Below are 14,436 nucleotides of genomic sequence, written 5' to 3'. Positions count from 1 at the left end.
CGCACAGCCGGCCGCTGCACGCCCGGGCGGGAGAGCCCCTTCGGGGGCACCGAAGGAGCAAGCCTCCCCGCCAAACTCTCAGGTTCTAGAACCGCTCGGGAAGGCCACACTGGAGCGGATCGAGACGATCCGCGACAGTGGGGGAGTCCAGACCACGGGAGGACTCATGACCGCGACGGATGCATCGGGGGGCGGGCCGCGCTCGCCGCTGCTGGCCACGCACGAGGCCGCAGGCGCGCAGCTGATCGACTTCGCCGGCTGGCAGATGCCGGTGCGCTACGGCTCCGACCTCGCCGAGCACCAGGCGGTGCGCGAGCGCGCGGGCCTGTTCGACCTGAGCCACATGGCCGAGCTGCGGGTGAGCGGCCCCGACGCCGCCGCCTTCCTCGACCACGCGCTCGCCGGCCGCATCTCCGCCGTCGAGCCGTGGCAGGCGAAGTACTCGCTCCTGCTCGCCGAGCACGGCGGCATCGTCGACGACCTCATCGTCTACCGCACCGGCGAGGCCGAGTTCCTGGTCGTCGCCAACGCATCGAACCGCCACGCGGCCCTCGAGGCGCTCACCGCGCGCATCGCCGGCTTCGACGCGACGGTCGTCGACGAGACCGAGCAGACGGGCCTCGTCGCGGTGCAGGGCCCCGCGGCGCTCGCGATCGTCGGTGCGATCGGCCTCGAGAGCGAGCCGCTCGAGCCCCTGCGCTACTACCGCGCGCTGCCGGGCGTGTTCGAGGGTGAGGACGTGCTCATCGCCCGCACGGGCTACACGGGCGAGGACGGCTTCGAGCTCTACATCGCGGCGCACGCGGCCGAGGACCTCTGGCGCGCCATCGTGCTCGCGGGCGAGGCGCACGGCCTCGCGCTGTGCGGCCTCGCCGCGCGCGACACCCTGCGCCTCGAGGCCGGCATGCCGCTCTACGGCAACGAGCTCTCGCTCGACGTGCTGCCGGCGCAGGTCGGCCTCGGCCGCGTCGTCGCGCTCAAGACGAAGGGCGACTTCGTCGGCCGCGCGGCCGTCGAGGAGGGCCCCGCCGAGGGCGCGCCCGTGCTCATCGGCCTCACCGCCGACGGCCGCCGCGCGCCGCGCTCGGGCTACCCCGTGCTCGACGGCGACCGCGTCGTCGGCGCCGTCACGAGCGGCGCGCTGTCGCCCACCCTCGGCCATCCGATCGCGATGGCCATGGTCGAGCCCGGCTCGGCCGATTCCACCACCCTGAGCGTCGACGTGCGCGGCACGCAGCTGCCCGCCGCCGTCACTCCGCTGCCGTTCTACAAGCGAGAGGCCTGACCATGAGCGAGACCAAGTACACGAAGGACCACGAGTGGGTGCGCACCGAGGGCGACGTCGCCACCGTGGGCATCACCGACTACGCGCAGGCGCAGCTCGGCGACGTCGTGTTCGTCGACCTGCCGGGCGTGGGCCGCACGTTCGCGGCCGGTGAGTCGCTCGGCGAGATCGAGTCGACGAAGTCGGTCGGCGAGCTCATCGCCCCGGCGGCCGGCGAGGTCGTCGAGGTGAACGACGAGGTCGCCGGCGACCCGACGCTCGTCAACTCCGGCGCGGAGGGCGCCGGCTGGCTCGTGAAGCTGCGCTTCAGCGAGCAGCCCGAGCTGCTCGACGAGGCCGCCTACCGAGAGCTCACCGCCTGATGCGCCCGTTCGTCGACCGCCACATCGGCACCGATGCGGCGGCGCAGCGCACCATGCTCGCGGCGGTCGGCTACGACTCGCTCGAGGCGCTCATGGACGCCGCCGTCCCGTCGGGCATCCGCACCGCGGGCACCGGCATCGGCGAGGCCGCGACCGAGACCGAGGCGCTCGCGGAGCTGCGCGGGCTCGCGAGCCGCAACCGCGTGCGCCACAGCGCGATCGGGCTCGGCTACTTCGGCACCGTGACGCCCGCGCCGATCAAGCGCCTCATCCTCGAGAACCCGTCGTGGTACACCGCGTACACGCCGTACCAGCCCGAGATCAGCCAGGGCCGGCTCGAGGCGCTCATCAACTTCCAGACGATGGTCGCCGACCTCACCGGCCTCGACATCGCCAACGCCTCGATGCTCGACGAGGGCACCGCGGCGGTCGAGGCGATGCTGCTCGCGCGCCGCGCGTCGAAGTCGGCCTCGTCGGTCTTCGTCGTCGACGCCGACCTGCTGCCGCAGACGAAGGCGCTCCTCCGCCACCGCGCGCACGCGACGGGGATCGAGCTCGTCGAGCTGCCGCTCGCCGAGACGCAGCCCGCCGACCTCCCCGACTCCTTCGGCGTCATCGCCCAGCTGCCGGGCGCATCCGGCCTCGTGTGGGACGCGAGCGGCATCTTCGCGGCGAGCACCGAGATGGGCGGCGTGCCGGTCGCCGCCGCCGATCTGCTGGCGCTCGCGCTCATCGAGGCGCCCGGGAACCAGGGTGCGCGCATCGCCGTCGGCTCGTCGCAGCGCTTCGGCGTGCCGATGGGCTTCGGCGGCCCGCACGCGGGCTTCATGGCGGTCGAGCAGTCGCTCACGCGTCAGCTGCCAGGCCGCCTCGTGGGCGTCTCGGTCGACGCCGACGGCTATCCCGCCTACCGCCTCACGCTCCAGACGCGCGAGCAGCACATCCGCCGCGAGAAGGCGACGAGCAACATCTGCACCGCGCAGGTGCTGCTCGCCGTCATGGCGTCGATGTACGGCGTGTACCACGGGCCGGACGGCATCACCGCGATCGCCGAGGGCGTGCACGGCGTCGCGACCCGCTTCGCCGCCGCCGCGCGCGGCGCGGGCGTCGAGCTCGTGCACGACGCGTTCTTCGACACGGTGCGGATGCGGGTGCCCGGCCGGGCGCGCGAGCTGCAGTCGAGCGCGGCCGACGCCGGCATCCTCGTGCACGTCGTCGACGACGACACGCTCCACGTCGCGTTCGACGAGACGTGGGCCGAGGTCGGCACGGGCGTGCCGCTGTCGCGCCTGCTCGAGGCCCTCGGCCTCGACGCCGCGGGCGAGGGCGAGCGCGCCATCCCGTCGACGCTCGCGCGCACGAGCGAGTTCATGACGCACGAGGTGTTCCGCGCCCATCGCTCGGAGACGCAGCTCATGCGCTACGCCAAGCGGCTCGCCGATCGCGACTACGCGCTCGACCGCGGCATGATCCCGCTCGGCTCGTGCACGATGAAGCTCAACGCCGCTGCCGAGATGGAGGCCATCACGTGGCCCGAGTTCTCGGCGCTGCATCCGTACGGGCCGCTCGAGGACGCCGAGGGCTCGCTCGCGCTCGTCGACCAGCTGGGGGAGTGGCTCGCGCGCATCACCGGCTACGACACCGTCTCGCTGCAGCCGAACGCCGGCGCGCAGGGCGAGCTCGCGGGCCTCATGGCGATCCGCGGCTACCACCGCTCGCGCGGCGAGGAGCACCGCGACGTCGTGCTCATCCCCGCGTCGGCGCACGGCACGAACGCCGCGTCGGCGGTGCTCGCGGGCTGCCGCGTCGTCGTGGTCGCGACGAGCGCCAACGGCGACGTCGACATGGCCGACCTCGAGGCGAAGATCGCGGCGCACGCCGACGACCTCGCCGGGCTCATGATCACGTACCCGTCGACGCACGGCGTCTACGAGTCCGGCATCCGCCGCGTCTGCGACCTCGTGCACGAGGCGGGCGGCCAGGTCTACATCGACGGCGCCAACCTCAACGCGCTGCTCGGCCACGCGACGTTCGGCGACATGGGCGGCGACGTCTCGCACCTCAACCTGCACAAGACCTTCTGCATCCCGCACGGCGGCGGCGGTCCCGGCGTGGGGCCCGTCGCGGCGATGGCGCACCTCGCGCCGTTCCTGCCGCGCGACCCGCGCGAGGAGGCCCAGGTCGTCGACGGCGTGCTCGTGGGCGCCAACCCGCTGTCGGCCGCGCCGTGGGGCTCGGCGTCGATCCTGCCCATCTCGTGGGCGTACGTGCGCATGATGGGGCTCGAGGGCCTCACGAAGGCGACCGCGAGCGCCGTGCTCGCCGCCAACTACGTCGCGGCGCGCCTGCGCGAGCACTTCCCGGTGCTCTACACGGGCGAGCACGGCCTCGTCGCGCACGAGTGCATCCTCGACCTGCGCCCGCTCAAGGAGGCCACCGGCGTCACGAACGACGACGTCGCGAAGCGGCTCGTCGACTACGGCTTCCACGCGCCGACGATGTCGTTCCCCGTCGCGGGCACGCTCATGGTCGAGCCGACCGAGTCCGAGGACCTCGGCGAGATCGACCGGTTCATCGACGCGATGATCGCGATCAAGGCCGAGGCGGATGCGATCGGTCGCGGCGAGGTGCCGCTCGAGGAGAGCGCGCTGCGGCGGGCGCCGCACACCGCGGGCTCGATCGTGCACGGCGAGTGGAGCCGACCGTACTCGCGCGAGCAGGCGGTCTTCCCGGTGCCGGGCGTCGAGCGTGCGAAGTACTGGCCGCCGGTGTCGCGCATCGACCAGCCCTACGGCGATCGCAACATCGTCTGCAGCTGCCCGCCCGTGGAGGCGTTCGCCTGATGCAGCCGCCCGCCGGCCGCGCCGATGCCGCACGTCCTCGAGGCGTGCGGCATCGGCGCGCGCTGGCCGCGGTCGCCGGCGCGGCCGTGCTCGCGCTCGCGCTGACCGCGTGCGGCCCGCAGGTGCAGTCGCGGGTCGAGGAGGGCACGCGCGTCGACGTCGCGTGGTCGGGCGAGCTGACGTCGGCGAACGCCGAGAGCGCGGTGGGCCGCACGGCCGCGAACCTCGACGTCGCCGCGCTCACGCGCTCGCGCTTCGCGACCGTCGACGACAGCGGCGAGCTCGTCGAGGACCACTCGTTCGGCACGGCGACCGTCGTCGCCGACGACCCGTTCACCGTGCGCTACGACCTCGCCGACACCGCGCGCTGGTCGGACGGCGTGCCGGTCGACGCGGCCGACCTCATGCTCGCGTGGGCCGCGACCTCCAACGCGCTCTCGACCGATGACCTCGACCTCGACGCGCTCCGCGGCGCCGACGGCGGACTCGACCTGCCCGACGACGCGGTGTGGTTCGACGTCGCGCGACCCGGCGGCATGGCGCACGCCGAATCGGCCGAGCGCGACGACTGGGCGCGCTCGATCGACGTGACGTTCTCGCAGGCCGTGCCCGACTGGCGGCAGGCGCTCGAGGTCGCGGTGCCGGCGCACGTGCTCGGCCAGCGGGTGCTCGGCGTCGACGACGCGATGCAGGCGAAGCACGCGGTGCTCGACGTCATCGACCGCGCCGACCCGCTCGCCCTCCGCGAGCTCGCGGAGGGCTGGATCGCGGCGATGCGCATCGACGCCGCCGCGCTCGAGCAGGCCTCGCTCGTCTCGAGCGGCCCCTACCGCGTCGACGCGGTGCAGGACGGCCGGGTCGAGCTCGTCGCGAACGGCGACTACGCCGGCGCGCGCGGTGCCGAGGTCGAGCGCGTCGTGCTGCAGCCCGTGGCCGACGACGCGACCGCGCTCGCGCGCCTCGCCGCCGGCGAGCTCGACGTCGCGACCGTGCGGCCGACCGCCGACGACCGCACCGTCATCCGCGACCTCGAGCGCGACGACGCGACGCTGCTCGAGGCCGCCGACGGCACGCGCTGGGAGCTCGCCCTGCGCGCCGACCGCGCCCCGCTCCAGGCGGCTGCGGCGCGCGCCTCGCTGCTGCGCTCGCTCGAGCGCGGCGCGCTCGCCGAGACCGTGCTCGCCGAGAGCCCGCTGCGCACCACCGGCACCGACTCCGTGCTCTTCCGCGCCGACACCCGCATCTACGGCTACGCCCTCGAGGACGCCGGCTTCCCGCAGGCGTTCGGCGACCCCGACGCCGAGGCGGCCGCCGCGGCGCGCGAGGCGCTCGGGATCGACGCAGGCACCGAGGTGTGCGTGCGCTACGACCGGGCCGAGGCGTTCGCGGCCGCGACCCTCGAGGTGCTGCGCGCGCAGGCCGCCGAGGCGGGCTGGTCGCTGCGCGACTGCGGCGTCGACGACCTCGAGGCCGGCCTCGCCGAGGACGACTGGCACGCCGTGCTGCAGCGCGTGGCGGTGCCGGCGAGCGTCGAGCAGATCGACGAGCGCTGGCGCGGCGGCGGCATCACGGCGGCCTCGAGCGCCGAGCGCGACGCGCTGCTCGACGAGGCGCTCGCGACCGGCGACCAGGACGCGCTCGAGTCGACGCTGCTCGAGCTCGAGGCCTCCCTCGTCGCCGACGCCCTCGTGCTGCCGCTCGTCGAGCCGCGCCCGCTCACGATCGCCGCGCCCGGCGTCACGGGGATCGCCCCCCGACCGGGTGACGCATCCGTCACGTGGAACGCGTGGGAGTGGGGCGCGGAGCGGGCCTCGGCCGCGCCCTGACAGCCGTGACCGCTCGGGCGTCCCTCAGGCGCCGAACAGCGTCGGGAACGTCGTGTACGCCCAGGGGTAGCCGACGAAGACGGCCACGTCGATGAGCGTGTGCGCCACGATGAGCGGCACGAGCCGGCCGGTGCGCGCGTAGAGCCAGCCGAACAGCACGCCCATCGCGAGGTTGCCGACGAGCGCGGGCACGCCCTGGTAGAGGTGGTACACGCCGCGCAGCGTCGCTGCGGCGAGGATGATCGGCCACGTGCCCCAGCCGAGCCGCCGCAGGCGCTCGAAGAGGTAGCCGACGACGATGACCTCCTCGGTGAGCCCTGCGCGCAGCGCCGACAGCAGCAGCACGGGCACCGTGAACCACTCCGCGTCGAGGGGCGACGGCACGACGTCCACCGTGAGGCCGAGCGAGCGGCCTGCGAGGTAGAGCGCGAGCCCCGGCACGCCGATCACGAGCACGAGGGCGGCGCCGGATGCGGTGTCGCGCCACGGGCGCGTGCCGTCGATCCCGAGGGCGCCGAGGTGCGGCCGGCGGCTGCGCCACAGCAGCCACACGACGAGCGCGACCGGCACGAGGTCGAGCAGGATCCCCGTGAGCTGGTACGCGAGGTCGAGCCACGCGCGGTCGGACCGCGACGGGTTGAGGGCGACCTGCTGGTCGCCGATGGGCGTCGGCCGCGTCGAGACGTCGGCGAACTGGAGGATCGACCAGAGGGCGCTCGCGCCGAGCGAGAGCAGCAGCACGATGGCGAGCTCGGTCGCGAGGCGACGGCGGGAGGGGAGGGCGCTCACGCCTCAACGCTAGGGGCACGCAGGCTCAAGACCCGGTAAGCACCAACTTGGTAACGATCCGTCATCGAGCGCGCGTCGCCGCGGATCCGCGTGCTTAGACTGACCTATCTCAACGAGCACTGCGGCTCTTTGCAGCCGTGCGCTCACCTTGCACAGGAGGAACCAGTGACAAACATCATCAGGCGTCGCGGTCGCGCGATTGCCGGGCTCGCCATCGGCACGGCTGCCATGGTCGCGCTCGCCGGCTGCACGACGGGCGGCACGCCCGCGCCGTCGGAGTCCGGCGACGGAGAGGCCACCGGCGGCACGATCAGCATCGCGCAGACCAACGCCGCGACGGCGCTGAACTCGGGCACCCCCGACTCGAACCTGAACACCAACGGCATGGTCGACTACCTCATGGGTGCCGGCACCGGCCCGGGCTCGTTCTTCTACGTCGACAACGAGTTCAACATCGTCCCCGACGAGACCAACGGCACGATCGAGCTCGTGAGCGACGACCCGCTGGTCGTCCAGTACACGCTCGACCCCGAGGCCGTCTGGTCGGACGGCACGCCGATGTCGACGACCGACCTGCTCCTCAGCTGGGCGATCGGCTCGGGCTACTACGACGACGCGACCTACGCCGAGGACGGCACGGTCTCCGAGGGCAACGTCTACTTCCAGCTCGCCGGCTCCACCGCGGGTCTCGACACCACCGAGTTCCCGGAGATCGACGAGGAGGCGGGCACGCTGACCCTCACGTACGGCGAGCCGTACGTCGACTGGAACCTGGTCAACCTCATCAACAAGCCGGCGCACGTCTTCGCCGAGGCCGCAGGCTTCGGCTCGGTCGAGGAGCTCGCGACGTTCCTCGAGGAGACCCCCGCGGGTGACCCCGAGGCCCCGGCCGAGCCCAACGAGCAGCTCTCGGCGCTCGCCGAGCTCTGGAACACGGGCTACAACATCACCGCGATGCCCGAGGACGAGGGCCTCCTCGTCGGTGCCGGCATGTGGATCCCGAAGGACTTCCAGGCCGACGACGGCGGCTTCATCTCGTTCGAGCCCAACCCCGAGTGGCGCGGCGAGATGGCTCCCTCGTTCGACGAGCTGATCATCCGCTTCATCGGTGACCCGAACGCGCAGATCACGGCACTCCAGAACGGCGAGGTGCACGTCATCGAGCCGCAGCCCTCGGCTGACACGATCGCCGCGATCGAGGCCTTCAACGGCACGCTGATCCAGGGCTCGCAGCTCTCGTACGACCACCTCGACCTCACGATGAACTCCGAGGTGTTCTCCGACCCGGCCGTCCGCGAGGCCTTCCTCCTCACGGTGCCGCGTCAGCAGATCCTCGAGTCGATCGTCACGCCGGTGCAGCCGGACGCCGAGGTGCTCAACTCGCAGCAGTTCGTCACGAACCAGCCGCAGTACCAGGACGCGGTCGCCGCGAACGGCTACAGCGACTACGCCGAGCCCGACATCGAGCGCGCTCGCGAGCTGCTGGGCGGCGCCACGCCGACCGTCAGCATCCTCTACAACACGAACAACCCCAACCGCGTCGACGCCTTCCAGCTGATCCAGGCGAGCGCGGCTGAGGCCGGGTTCAACGTCGAGGACGCCGGTTCGCCCGACTGGTCGAGCCTGCTCGGCAGCGGCAACTACGACGCGTCGATCTTCGGCTGGATCTCCCCGGGTGTCGGCTACGCCAGCCTCCCGCAGATCTGGAAGACGAACGGTGGCGGCAACTACAACGGCTACTCGAACGCCGAGGTGGACGCCCTGGCCGACGAGTCGCAGGTCACCATCGGTGACGAGGAGCGCCTGACCGAGATCATGATCGAGATCGACCGCCTCTCGCGCGAGGACTTCTACGGCCTGCCGCTCTTCCAGACCCCGGGTCTGGTGGCGACCAACGGCGCCGTGGACGGCGTGGTCTACAACGGCGGCCAGACGGGCGCCATCTGGAACACCTGGGAGTGGTCGCTCGTCGGCTGACGCCGACGGTAGGCTTTCCAGCTAGTCCAACCAGGCCGTGGCCGTCGGGACTCCTCCCGGCGGCCACGGCCGACCCGTGTCCGTCATCGACCGCGCGCGACCCGCGCGATCTCCGACTGAACGGAGCCAAGAGCATTGCTCAGCTTCATCGTGAGGCGCATCCTCGCCTCGATCCTGACGCTCATCGTGGCGTCGTACATCATGTACATCCTGACCGCGTACTCGGGGAACCCCCTCGAGGACCTGCAGGCCTCCAACGCACCCAACGCGCAGCTGCTGATCGGCCAGCGCATCGAGCGCCTCGACCTCGACGTGCCGCCGCCGCTGCGCTGGTTCGGCTGGGCCGCCGGCGCCGTCGGCTGCCTCGTGCCCTTCGGTCCCTGCGACCTCGGCACTGACCTCAACTACACCCCGGTCACGCAGCTCCTGCCCAACGCGGCAGCCTCGACGGTGAGGCTCGTCGCCGCGTCGACCATCCTGGCGATCCTGTTCGGCATCATCACCGGCATCGTCTCGGCGCTGCGCCAGTACTCGGCGTTCGACCTGGGCATGACCTTCGTCAGCTTCCTCCTCTACTCGCTGCCGTCGTTCCTCGCGGCCGTGCTGCTGAAGGAGTTCGTCGCCATCGGCTTCAACAACTGGTTGGCGAGCGGCGACTCGAGCATCGGCGTGATACCGACGCTGATCGTCGCGCTGGTCGTCGGCGTGATCATGCAAGCGCTCGTGGCGGGCTCGACCCGAGGCCGCCTCGTCTCGTTCGCGCTCTCCGCGGCCGCGACCTTCGGGCTCATCTCGCTGCTCGACGCGATCGACTGGTTCCAGCAGCCCGGGCTCGGCCCGATCGGCCTGCTCATCCTCATCGGCGGCGTCGTCGCCGGCGTCGTGGCTGTGCTGGCGGGCTTCGGCAACCGACGAGCGCTGCTCGGCGCAGGGATCGCGGGCGTGCTCGCCTACGCGGCGTTCTTCGCGCTCCAGGGCCTCTTCGCGGTCTCCACCATCTGGACGATCATGATCCTCGGCCTCGCGACGCTCGCGGTCTGCTTCGTGATCGGCTGGGTGATCGGCGGGCCCGACCGCAGCCAGGTCATCCGCGTCACGATGCTCGTCGGCTTCCTGTCGGGGCTGCTCGTCGTCGCCGACCGCTACCTGCAGGCGTGGCCCGGCTACCTCTCGCACCCGCGCATCAACAACCGACCGATCGCGACGGTGGGGGAGCAGACGGTGGGGCTCTCGGGCGACATGTGGCTCATGGGCCTCGACATGTTCACGCACTTCCTGCTGCCGACGATCTCGCTGACGCTCATCTCGTTCGCGGGCTACACGCGCTACGCGCGCGCCGGCCTGCTCGAGGTCATGAACCAGGACTACATCCGCACGGCGCGGGCCAAGGGCCTCTCCGAGCGCGTGGTCGTCACGCGGCACGCGTTCCGCAACATGCTCATCCCGATCACCACGATCGTGGCCGCCGACATCGGCGTGCTGCTCGGCGGTGCGCTCATCACCGAGCGCGTCTTCGCCATCAGCGGCATGGGCGCGCTGTTCAACGTGTCCCTCGACCGCGTCGACGTGAACCCGGTGATGGGGTACTTCCTCGTGATCGCCATCACCGCGATCCTGTTCAACTTCCTGGCCGACTTGAGCTACGCGCTCCTCGACCCGAGAGTGAGGGTCAAGTGACGAACCCCACCGCAACCGACACGACCGTCGGGCAGAGCCAGGGGCGGCTGATCCTCCGCCGGTTCGTGAGCAACAAGACCTCGATGGTCTCGCTCGTGCTGCTGTTCGCGATCTTCGCCTTCTCGATCTCGGCGATCGGCCTCGGGCCCATCCCGGGGTGGTGGCAGTACAACTACTACCAGCCGTATCCCGTGCTCGACGCGGGCCGGCCGACGCTGTCGCTCATCCCCGAGTGGCTCGGCGGCGCGGGGATCGCGCTCGGCGAGCACCCGTTCGGCCAGACGCGCATCGGCATCGACTACTTCGCGCAGACGATGCGCGGGGTGCAGAACTCGTTCGTCGTCATCGTGCTGCTCGCCGGCGTCGCGACGGTGCTCGGCACCGTCGTGGGCGCGATCGCGGGCTACTACCGCGGCTGGGTCGACGCGATCCTCATGCGCATCACCGACGTCTTCATCGTCATCCCGACGATCGTCGTGGGTGCCGTCGTCGGGCGCATGACCGGTGGCCTCGGCGTGCAGTACCTCGCGATCTGCCTCGGGCTCGTGGCCTGGATGGGCATCGCGCGACTCGTGCGCGCGGAGTTCCTGTCGCTGCGCGAGCGGGAGTTCGTCGAGGCGGCGCGCGTCGCCGGCGCGAGCGACATGCGCATCATCTTCAAGCACATCCTGCCGAACGCCGTCGGCGTCGTGATCGTCGCCGGTTCGCTCATCGCGGCCGCCGCGGTGATCCTCGAGGCGTCGCTGAGCTTCCTCGGCTACGGCATCCTGCCGCCCGACACCTCGCTCGGCCGGCAGGTCTCCGAGAACCAGTCGGCCTTCGCCACGAGGCCGTGGCTGTTCTGGTTCCCCGCGGCGTTCATCGTGGTGCCGGCCCTGCTGATCAACTTCATCGGCGACGGCCTGCGCGACGCGTTCGACCCGCGGCAGAAGCGCTTCTCGGTGCGCCGCACCAAGGAGCTGCCCGAGAACGCGGAGCACCGCGGATGACCGCGATCGCGGCGCCGGCGCTAGAGCAGCAGCGGCACCGTGGCGGCGAGCACGGGGCCGGCGAGCAGCAGCGCGATCCGGCCCCAGTGCACCGTGACCGGCACGGGCACGTCGTCGGCGTCGGCGGCGCTCGCCGGGCGCCGCGCCCAGCGCTCGCGCACGAGCGCTGCGGCGTCGCCCGACTCGGTGCCCGGGATGTCGCCGATGCGCACGCCGGCGTCGAGCGGGTTGCGCGGATCGCGCGGGTCGCGGTCGTCGCGCGCTCGGCGCGCGGCGCGTCGGGCAGCGAGCGCGCTCGCCTGCGGGGCGCACCACACGGGCCAGCTGCGGCCGGGTGTGAAGAGCGTCAGCGCGAACTTCGTGTCGACGTGGATGAGCGCATCCCATGCGACCGCCACGGTGCGCACGGGGTTGCGGATCTCGGCGCCGCGCGCGTCGACGACGAGCGCCGGCGCCCACAGGAACACGACGGCCGCGTAGGCGAGCCACGCCGTGACGATGGCCGTCGACACCACGCCCCTCGGCTCCGACTGGAGCATGAGCAGGGCCCCGAGCACCGCGAGCAGCGCCCACGAGGCGATCGCGACCCCGCGGTTGACGCGGGAATGGACGGTCACGGCACGCAGATCGTCGTTCACAGGCTCATCGTCGCAGGCGCCACCGCGCCGGGCGAATCCGACACCCCGCTCCAGGAGGCGGCATGACTTCCACCACTGACACCATCCAGCACGGCCAGGACGACGTCCCCGCCCTGCGGATCTCCGGCCTCAACGTCGACTTCGCCGTCGAGGGCTACTGGGTGCCGGCAGCGAAGGACGTCTCGTTCGAGATCGGCAAGGGCGAGGTCGTCGCGGTCGTCGGCGAGTCGGGCTCGGGCAAGAGCGTCTCGTCGATGGCGATCCTCGACCTGCTGCCGAAGAACGCGCGCATCTCGGGGGAGGTGACGCTCGCGGGAGACAGCCTGCGCGGCCTGAACCCCGCGGAGATGCGCGAGGTGCGCGGCAACCGCGTCTCGGCGATCTTCCAGGAGCCGATGACCGCGCTCAACCCGGTCTTCACCGTCGGCTTCCAGATCATGGAGGCGCTGCGCCTGCACCGGGCGATGACGCCGAGCCAGGCGAGGGAGCGCGCGCTCGAGATGCTCGCGCTCGTCGAGCTGCCCGACCCGATGAAGGCGTTCAAGTCCTACCCGCACCAGCTCTCGGGCGGGCAGCGGCAGCGCGCGATGATCGCGATGGCGCTCTCGCTCGACCCCGAGCTGCTCATCGCCGACGAGCCCACGACGGCGCTCGACGTGACGGTGCAGGCCGAGATCCTCGAGCTCATGCGCTCCCTCAAGGACCGCCTCGGCTCCGCGGTGCTGCTCATCACCCACGACATGGGCGTCGTGGCCGACCTCGCGGACTGGGTCGTCGTGATGGAGAAGGGCGTCATCGTCGAGCAGGGCCCCGTGCGCGAGATCTTCGCCGCGCCCAAGGAGGCCTACACGCAGATGCTGCTGTCGTCGGTGCCGCGCCTCGGCGAGGGCGGCGACGAGGAGGAGGCGATCGACCTCACCGCGGCGCTCGCGCTCGCGGCCGAGGACGCCGTCGAGGACGACGCCGAGCTGCGGCGCCGCGTGGAGGCGAACGCCCGGGCGGCGGCGGAGGCCCGCAGCCAGCAGGCCGCGCCGAAGGGCGAGCCGGTGCTCGTGCTCGACGACGTCGCGATCGAGTACGGCCGGAAGGGCAAGCTCGGCGCCTTCCGCGCGGTCGACGGCGCATCGCTCGAGATCTACGCGGGCGAGATCCTCGGCCTCGTGGGCGAGTCGGGCTCGGGCAAGTCGACGATCGGCCGCGCGGCCATCGGCCTCCAGCCGATCGCCCAGGGCCGGCTCGAGGTCGCGGGCATCGACATCTCGAAGCTCGACCGCAAGCTCGCGCGCAGCCTCAACCGCAAGGTCGGCATCGTCTTCCAGGACCCGTCGTCGTCGCTCAACCCCCGCCTGCCGATCGGCGAGTCGATCGGCGAGCCGATGCTGCTCGCGAAGATCCACCGCGGCGCGGCGCTCGACAAGCGCGTCGAGGAGCTCCTCGACGCCGTGCGGCTCCCGAAGTCCTACCGCAACCGCTTCCCGCACGAGCTCTCGGGCGGCCAGAAGCAGCGCGTCGGCATCGCGCGCGCGCTCTCGATGAGCCCCGACCTGCTGGTCGCGGACGAGCCGACGAGCGCGCTCGACGTGTCGGTGCAGGCGACGGTGCTCGAGCTGCTGCAGGAGCTGCAGCGCGAGCAGGGCTTCGCGTGCCTGTTCATCAGCCACGACCTCGCGGTCGTCGACCTCATGTCGGACCGCATCGCGGTGATGCACCACGGCAAGATCGTCGAGCAGGGCACGCGCGACGCGATCCTGCGCGCGCCGCAGGAGGCGTACACCCAGCGCCTCATCGCGGCGATCCCGGTGCCGGATCCCGACAAGCAGCGCGCGCGCCGCGAGCTGCGCCAGCAGGTGCTCGCGCGCACCGCCGCGGAGTCGGACGACACGGGCGGCGGCGACGCGGTCGACGCGGACGCGCTGACCGACGAGCGCAAGACGCAGACGGCGATCGAGGACGAGCGCAGCATCTGATCGCCACGAACGGCCGCGGCCGCCCGCTAGGATGGGCGACCGCGGCCGTTCGTCGCACTCTCCACTCCATCGGAAGGCACCTG

General features: G+C 72.1%; 10 protein-coding genes and 1 riboswitch. Of the genes, 8 read left to right on the top strand and 2 right to left on the bottom strand.

Going from position 1 to position 14,436, the window contains the following annotated elements; all coding sequences use genetic code 11:
* Nucleotides 1–17: 17 nt before the first annotated feature.
* Nucleotides 18–104, top strand: a riboswitch (glycine riboswitch).
* A 62-nt stretch (nt 105–166) separates the two neighbouring features.
* Genes gcvT through BLT67_RS03240 form a run of 4 tightly spaced genes read left to right on the top strand, consistent with a single transcriptional unit; the run spans nt 167 to nt 6,316 of the window.
* Nucleotides 167–1,285 carry a glycine cleavage system aminomethyltransferase GcvT gene (gene gcvT, locus BLT67_RS03255; RefSeq protein WP_092665700.1) on the top strand — a complete coding sequence of 373 codons (1,119 nt, stop codon included), beginning with the start codon at nt 167–169 and terminating at the stop codon, nt 1,283–1,285.
* Nucleotides 1,286–1,287: 2 nt separating this feature from the next.
* Complete coding sequence (gcvH, locus tag BLT67_RS03250) at nt 1,288–1,647, top strand: glycine cleavage system protein GcvH (protein WP_092665699.1); 360 nt, start codon at nt 1,288–1,290, stop codon at nt 1,645–1,647.
* Nucleotides 1,647–4,490 carry an aminomethyl-transferring glycine dehydrogenase gene (gene gcvP, locus BLT67_RS03245; protein WP_092665698.1) on the top strand — a complete coding sequence of 948 codons (2,844 nt, stop codon included), beginning with the start codon at nt 1,647–1,649 and terminating at the stop codon, nt 4,488–4,490. Before gcvH ends, gcvP begins: the two co-directional genes overlap by 1 nt.
* 44 nt (nt 4,491–4,534) lie before the next feature.
* The gene (locus tag BLT67_RS03240; RefSeq protein ID WP_172801973.1) at nt 4,535–6,316 is read left to right on the top strand and encodes an ABC transporter substrate-binding protein; all 1,782 of its coding nucleotides are present in this window, start codon (nt 4,535–4,537) and stop codon (nt 6,314–6,316) included.
* A gap of 24 nt (nt 6,317–6,340) precedes the next feature.
* Here the strand turns inward: BLT67_RS03240 and BLT67_RS03235 are convergent, their stop codons facing one another.
* A complete protein-coding gene (locus BLT67_RS03235; RefSeq protein ID WP_157674136.1) occupies nt 6,341–7,105 on the bottom strand; it encodes a CPBP family intramembrane glutamic endopeptidase in 765 nt (254 codons plus the stop codon).
* A 165-nt stretch (nt 7,106–7,270) separates the two neighbouring features.
* Here BLT67_RS03235 and BLT67_RS03230 point away from each other — a divergent pair, with 165 nt between their 5' ends.
* The 3 genes from BLT67_RS03230 to BLT67_RS03220 all read left to right on the top strand — a co-directional run bounded on the left by BLT67_RS03230 (nt 7,271) and on the right by BLT67_RS03220 (nt 11,748).
* A complete protein-coding gene (locus tag BLT67_RS03230) occupies nt 7,271–9,082 on the top strand; it encodes an ABC transporter family substrate-binding protein (protein ID WP_231945561.1) in 1,812 nt (603 codons plus the stop codon).
* Nucleotides 9,083–9,217: 135 nt separating this feature from the next.
* A complete protein-coding gene (locus BLT67_RS03225) occupies nt 9,218–10,759 on the top strand; it encodes an ABC transporter permease (protein WP_092665695.1) in 1,542 nt (513 codons plus the stop codon).
* Nucleotides 10,756–11,748 carry an ABC transporter permease gene (locus BLT67_RS03220; protein WP_231945560.1) on the top strand — a complete coding sequence of 331 codons (993 nt, stop codon included), beginning with the start codon at nt 10,756–10,758 and terminating at the stop codon, nt 11,746–11,748. Before BLT67_RS03225 ends, BLT67_RS03220 begins: the two co-directional genes overlap by 4 nt.
* Before the next feature lie 20 nt (nt 11,749–11,768).
* Here the strand turns inward: BLT67_RS03220 and BLT67_RS03215 are convergent, their stop codons facing one another.
* Nucleotides 11,769–12,386 (bottom strand): PH domain-containing protein, encoded by a 618-nt coding sequence (locus BLT67_RS03215; protein ID WP_092665694.1) that lies wholly within the window; start codon nt 12,384–12,386, stop codon nt 11,769–11,771.
* A 62-nt stretch (nt 12,387–12,448) separates the two neighbouring features.
* Here BLT67_RS03215 and BLT67_RS03210 point away from each other — a divergent pair, with 62 nt between their 5' ends.
* A complete protein-coding gene (locus BLT67_RS03210; protein ID WP_092665693.1) occupies nt 12,449–14,353 on the top strand; it encodes an ABC transporter ATP-binding protein in 1,905 nt (634 codons plus the stop codon).
* The last annotated feature ends 83 nt before the right edge of the window (nt 14,354–14,436 follow it).

Source organism: Agrococcus carbonis, assembly GCF_900104705.1.
Classification (GTDB): domain Bacteria; phylum Actinomycetota; class Actinomycetes; order Actinomycetales; family Microbacteriaceae; genus Agrococcus; species Agrococcus carbonis.
The sequence above is the reverse complement of the archived record's forward strand: the minus strand, read 5'-3'. Positions and strand labels throughout refer to the sequence as shown.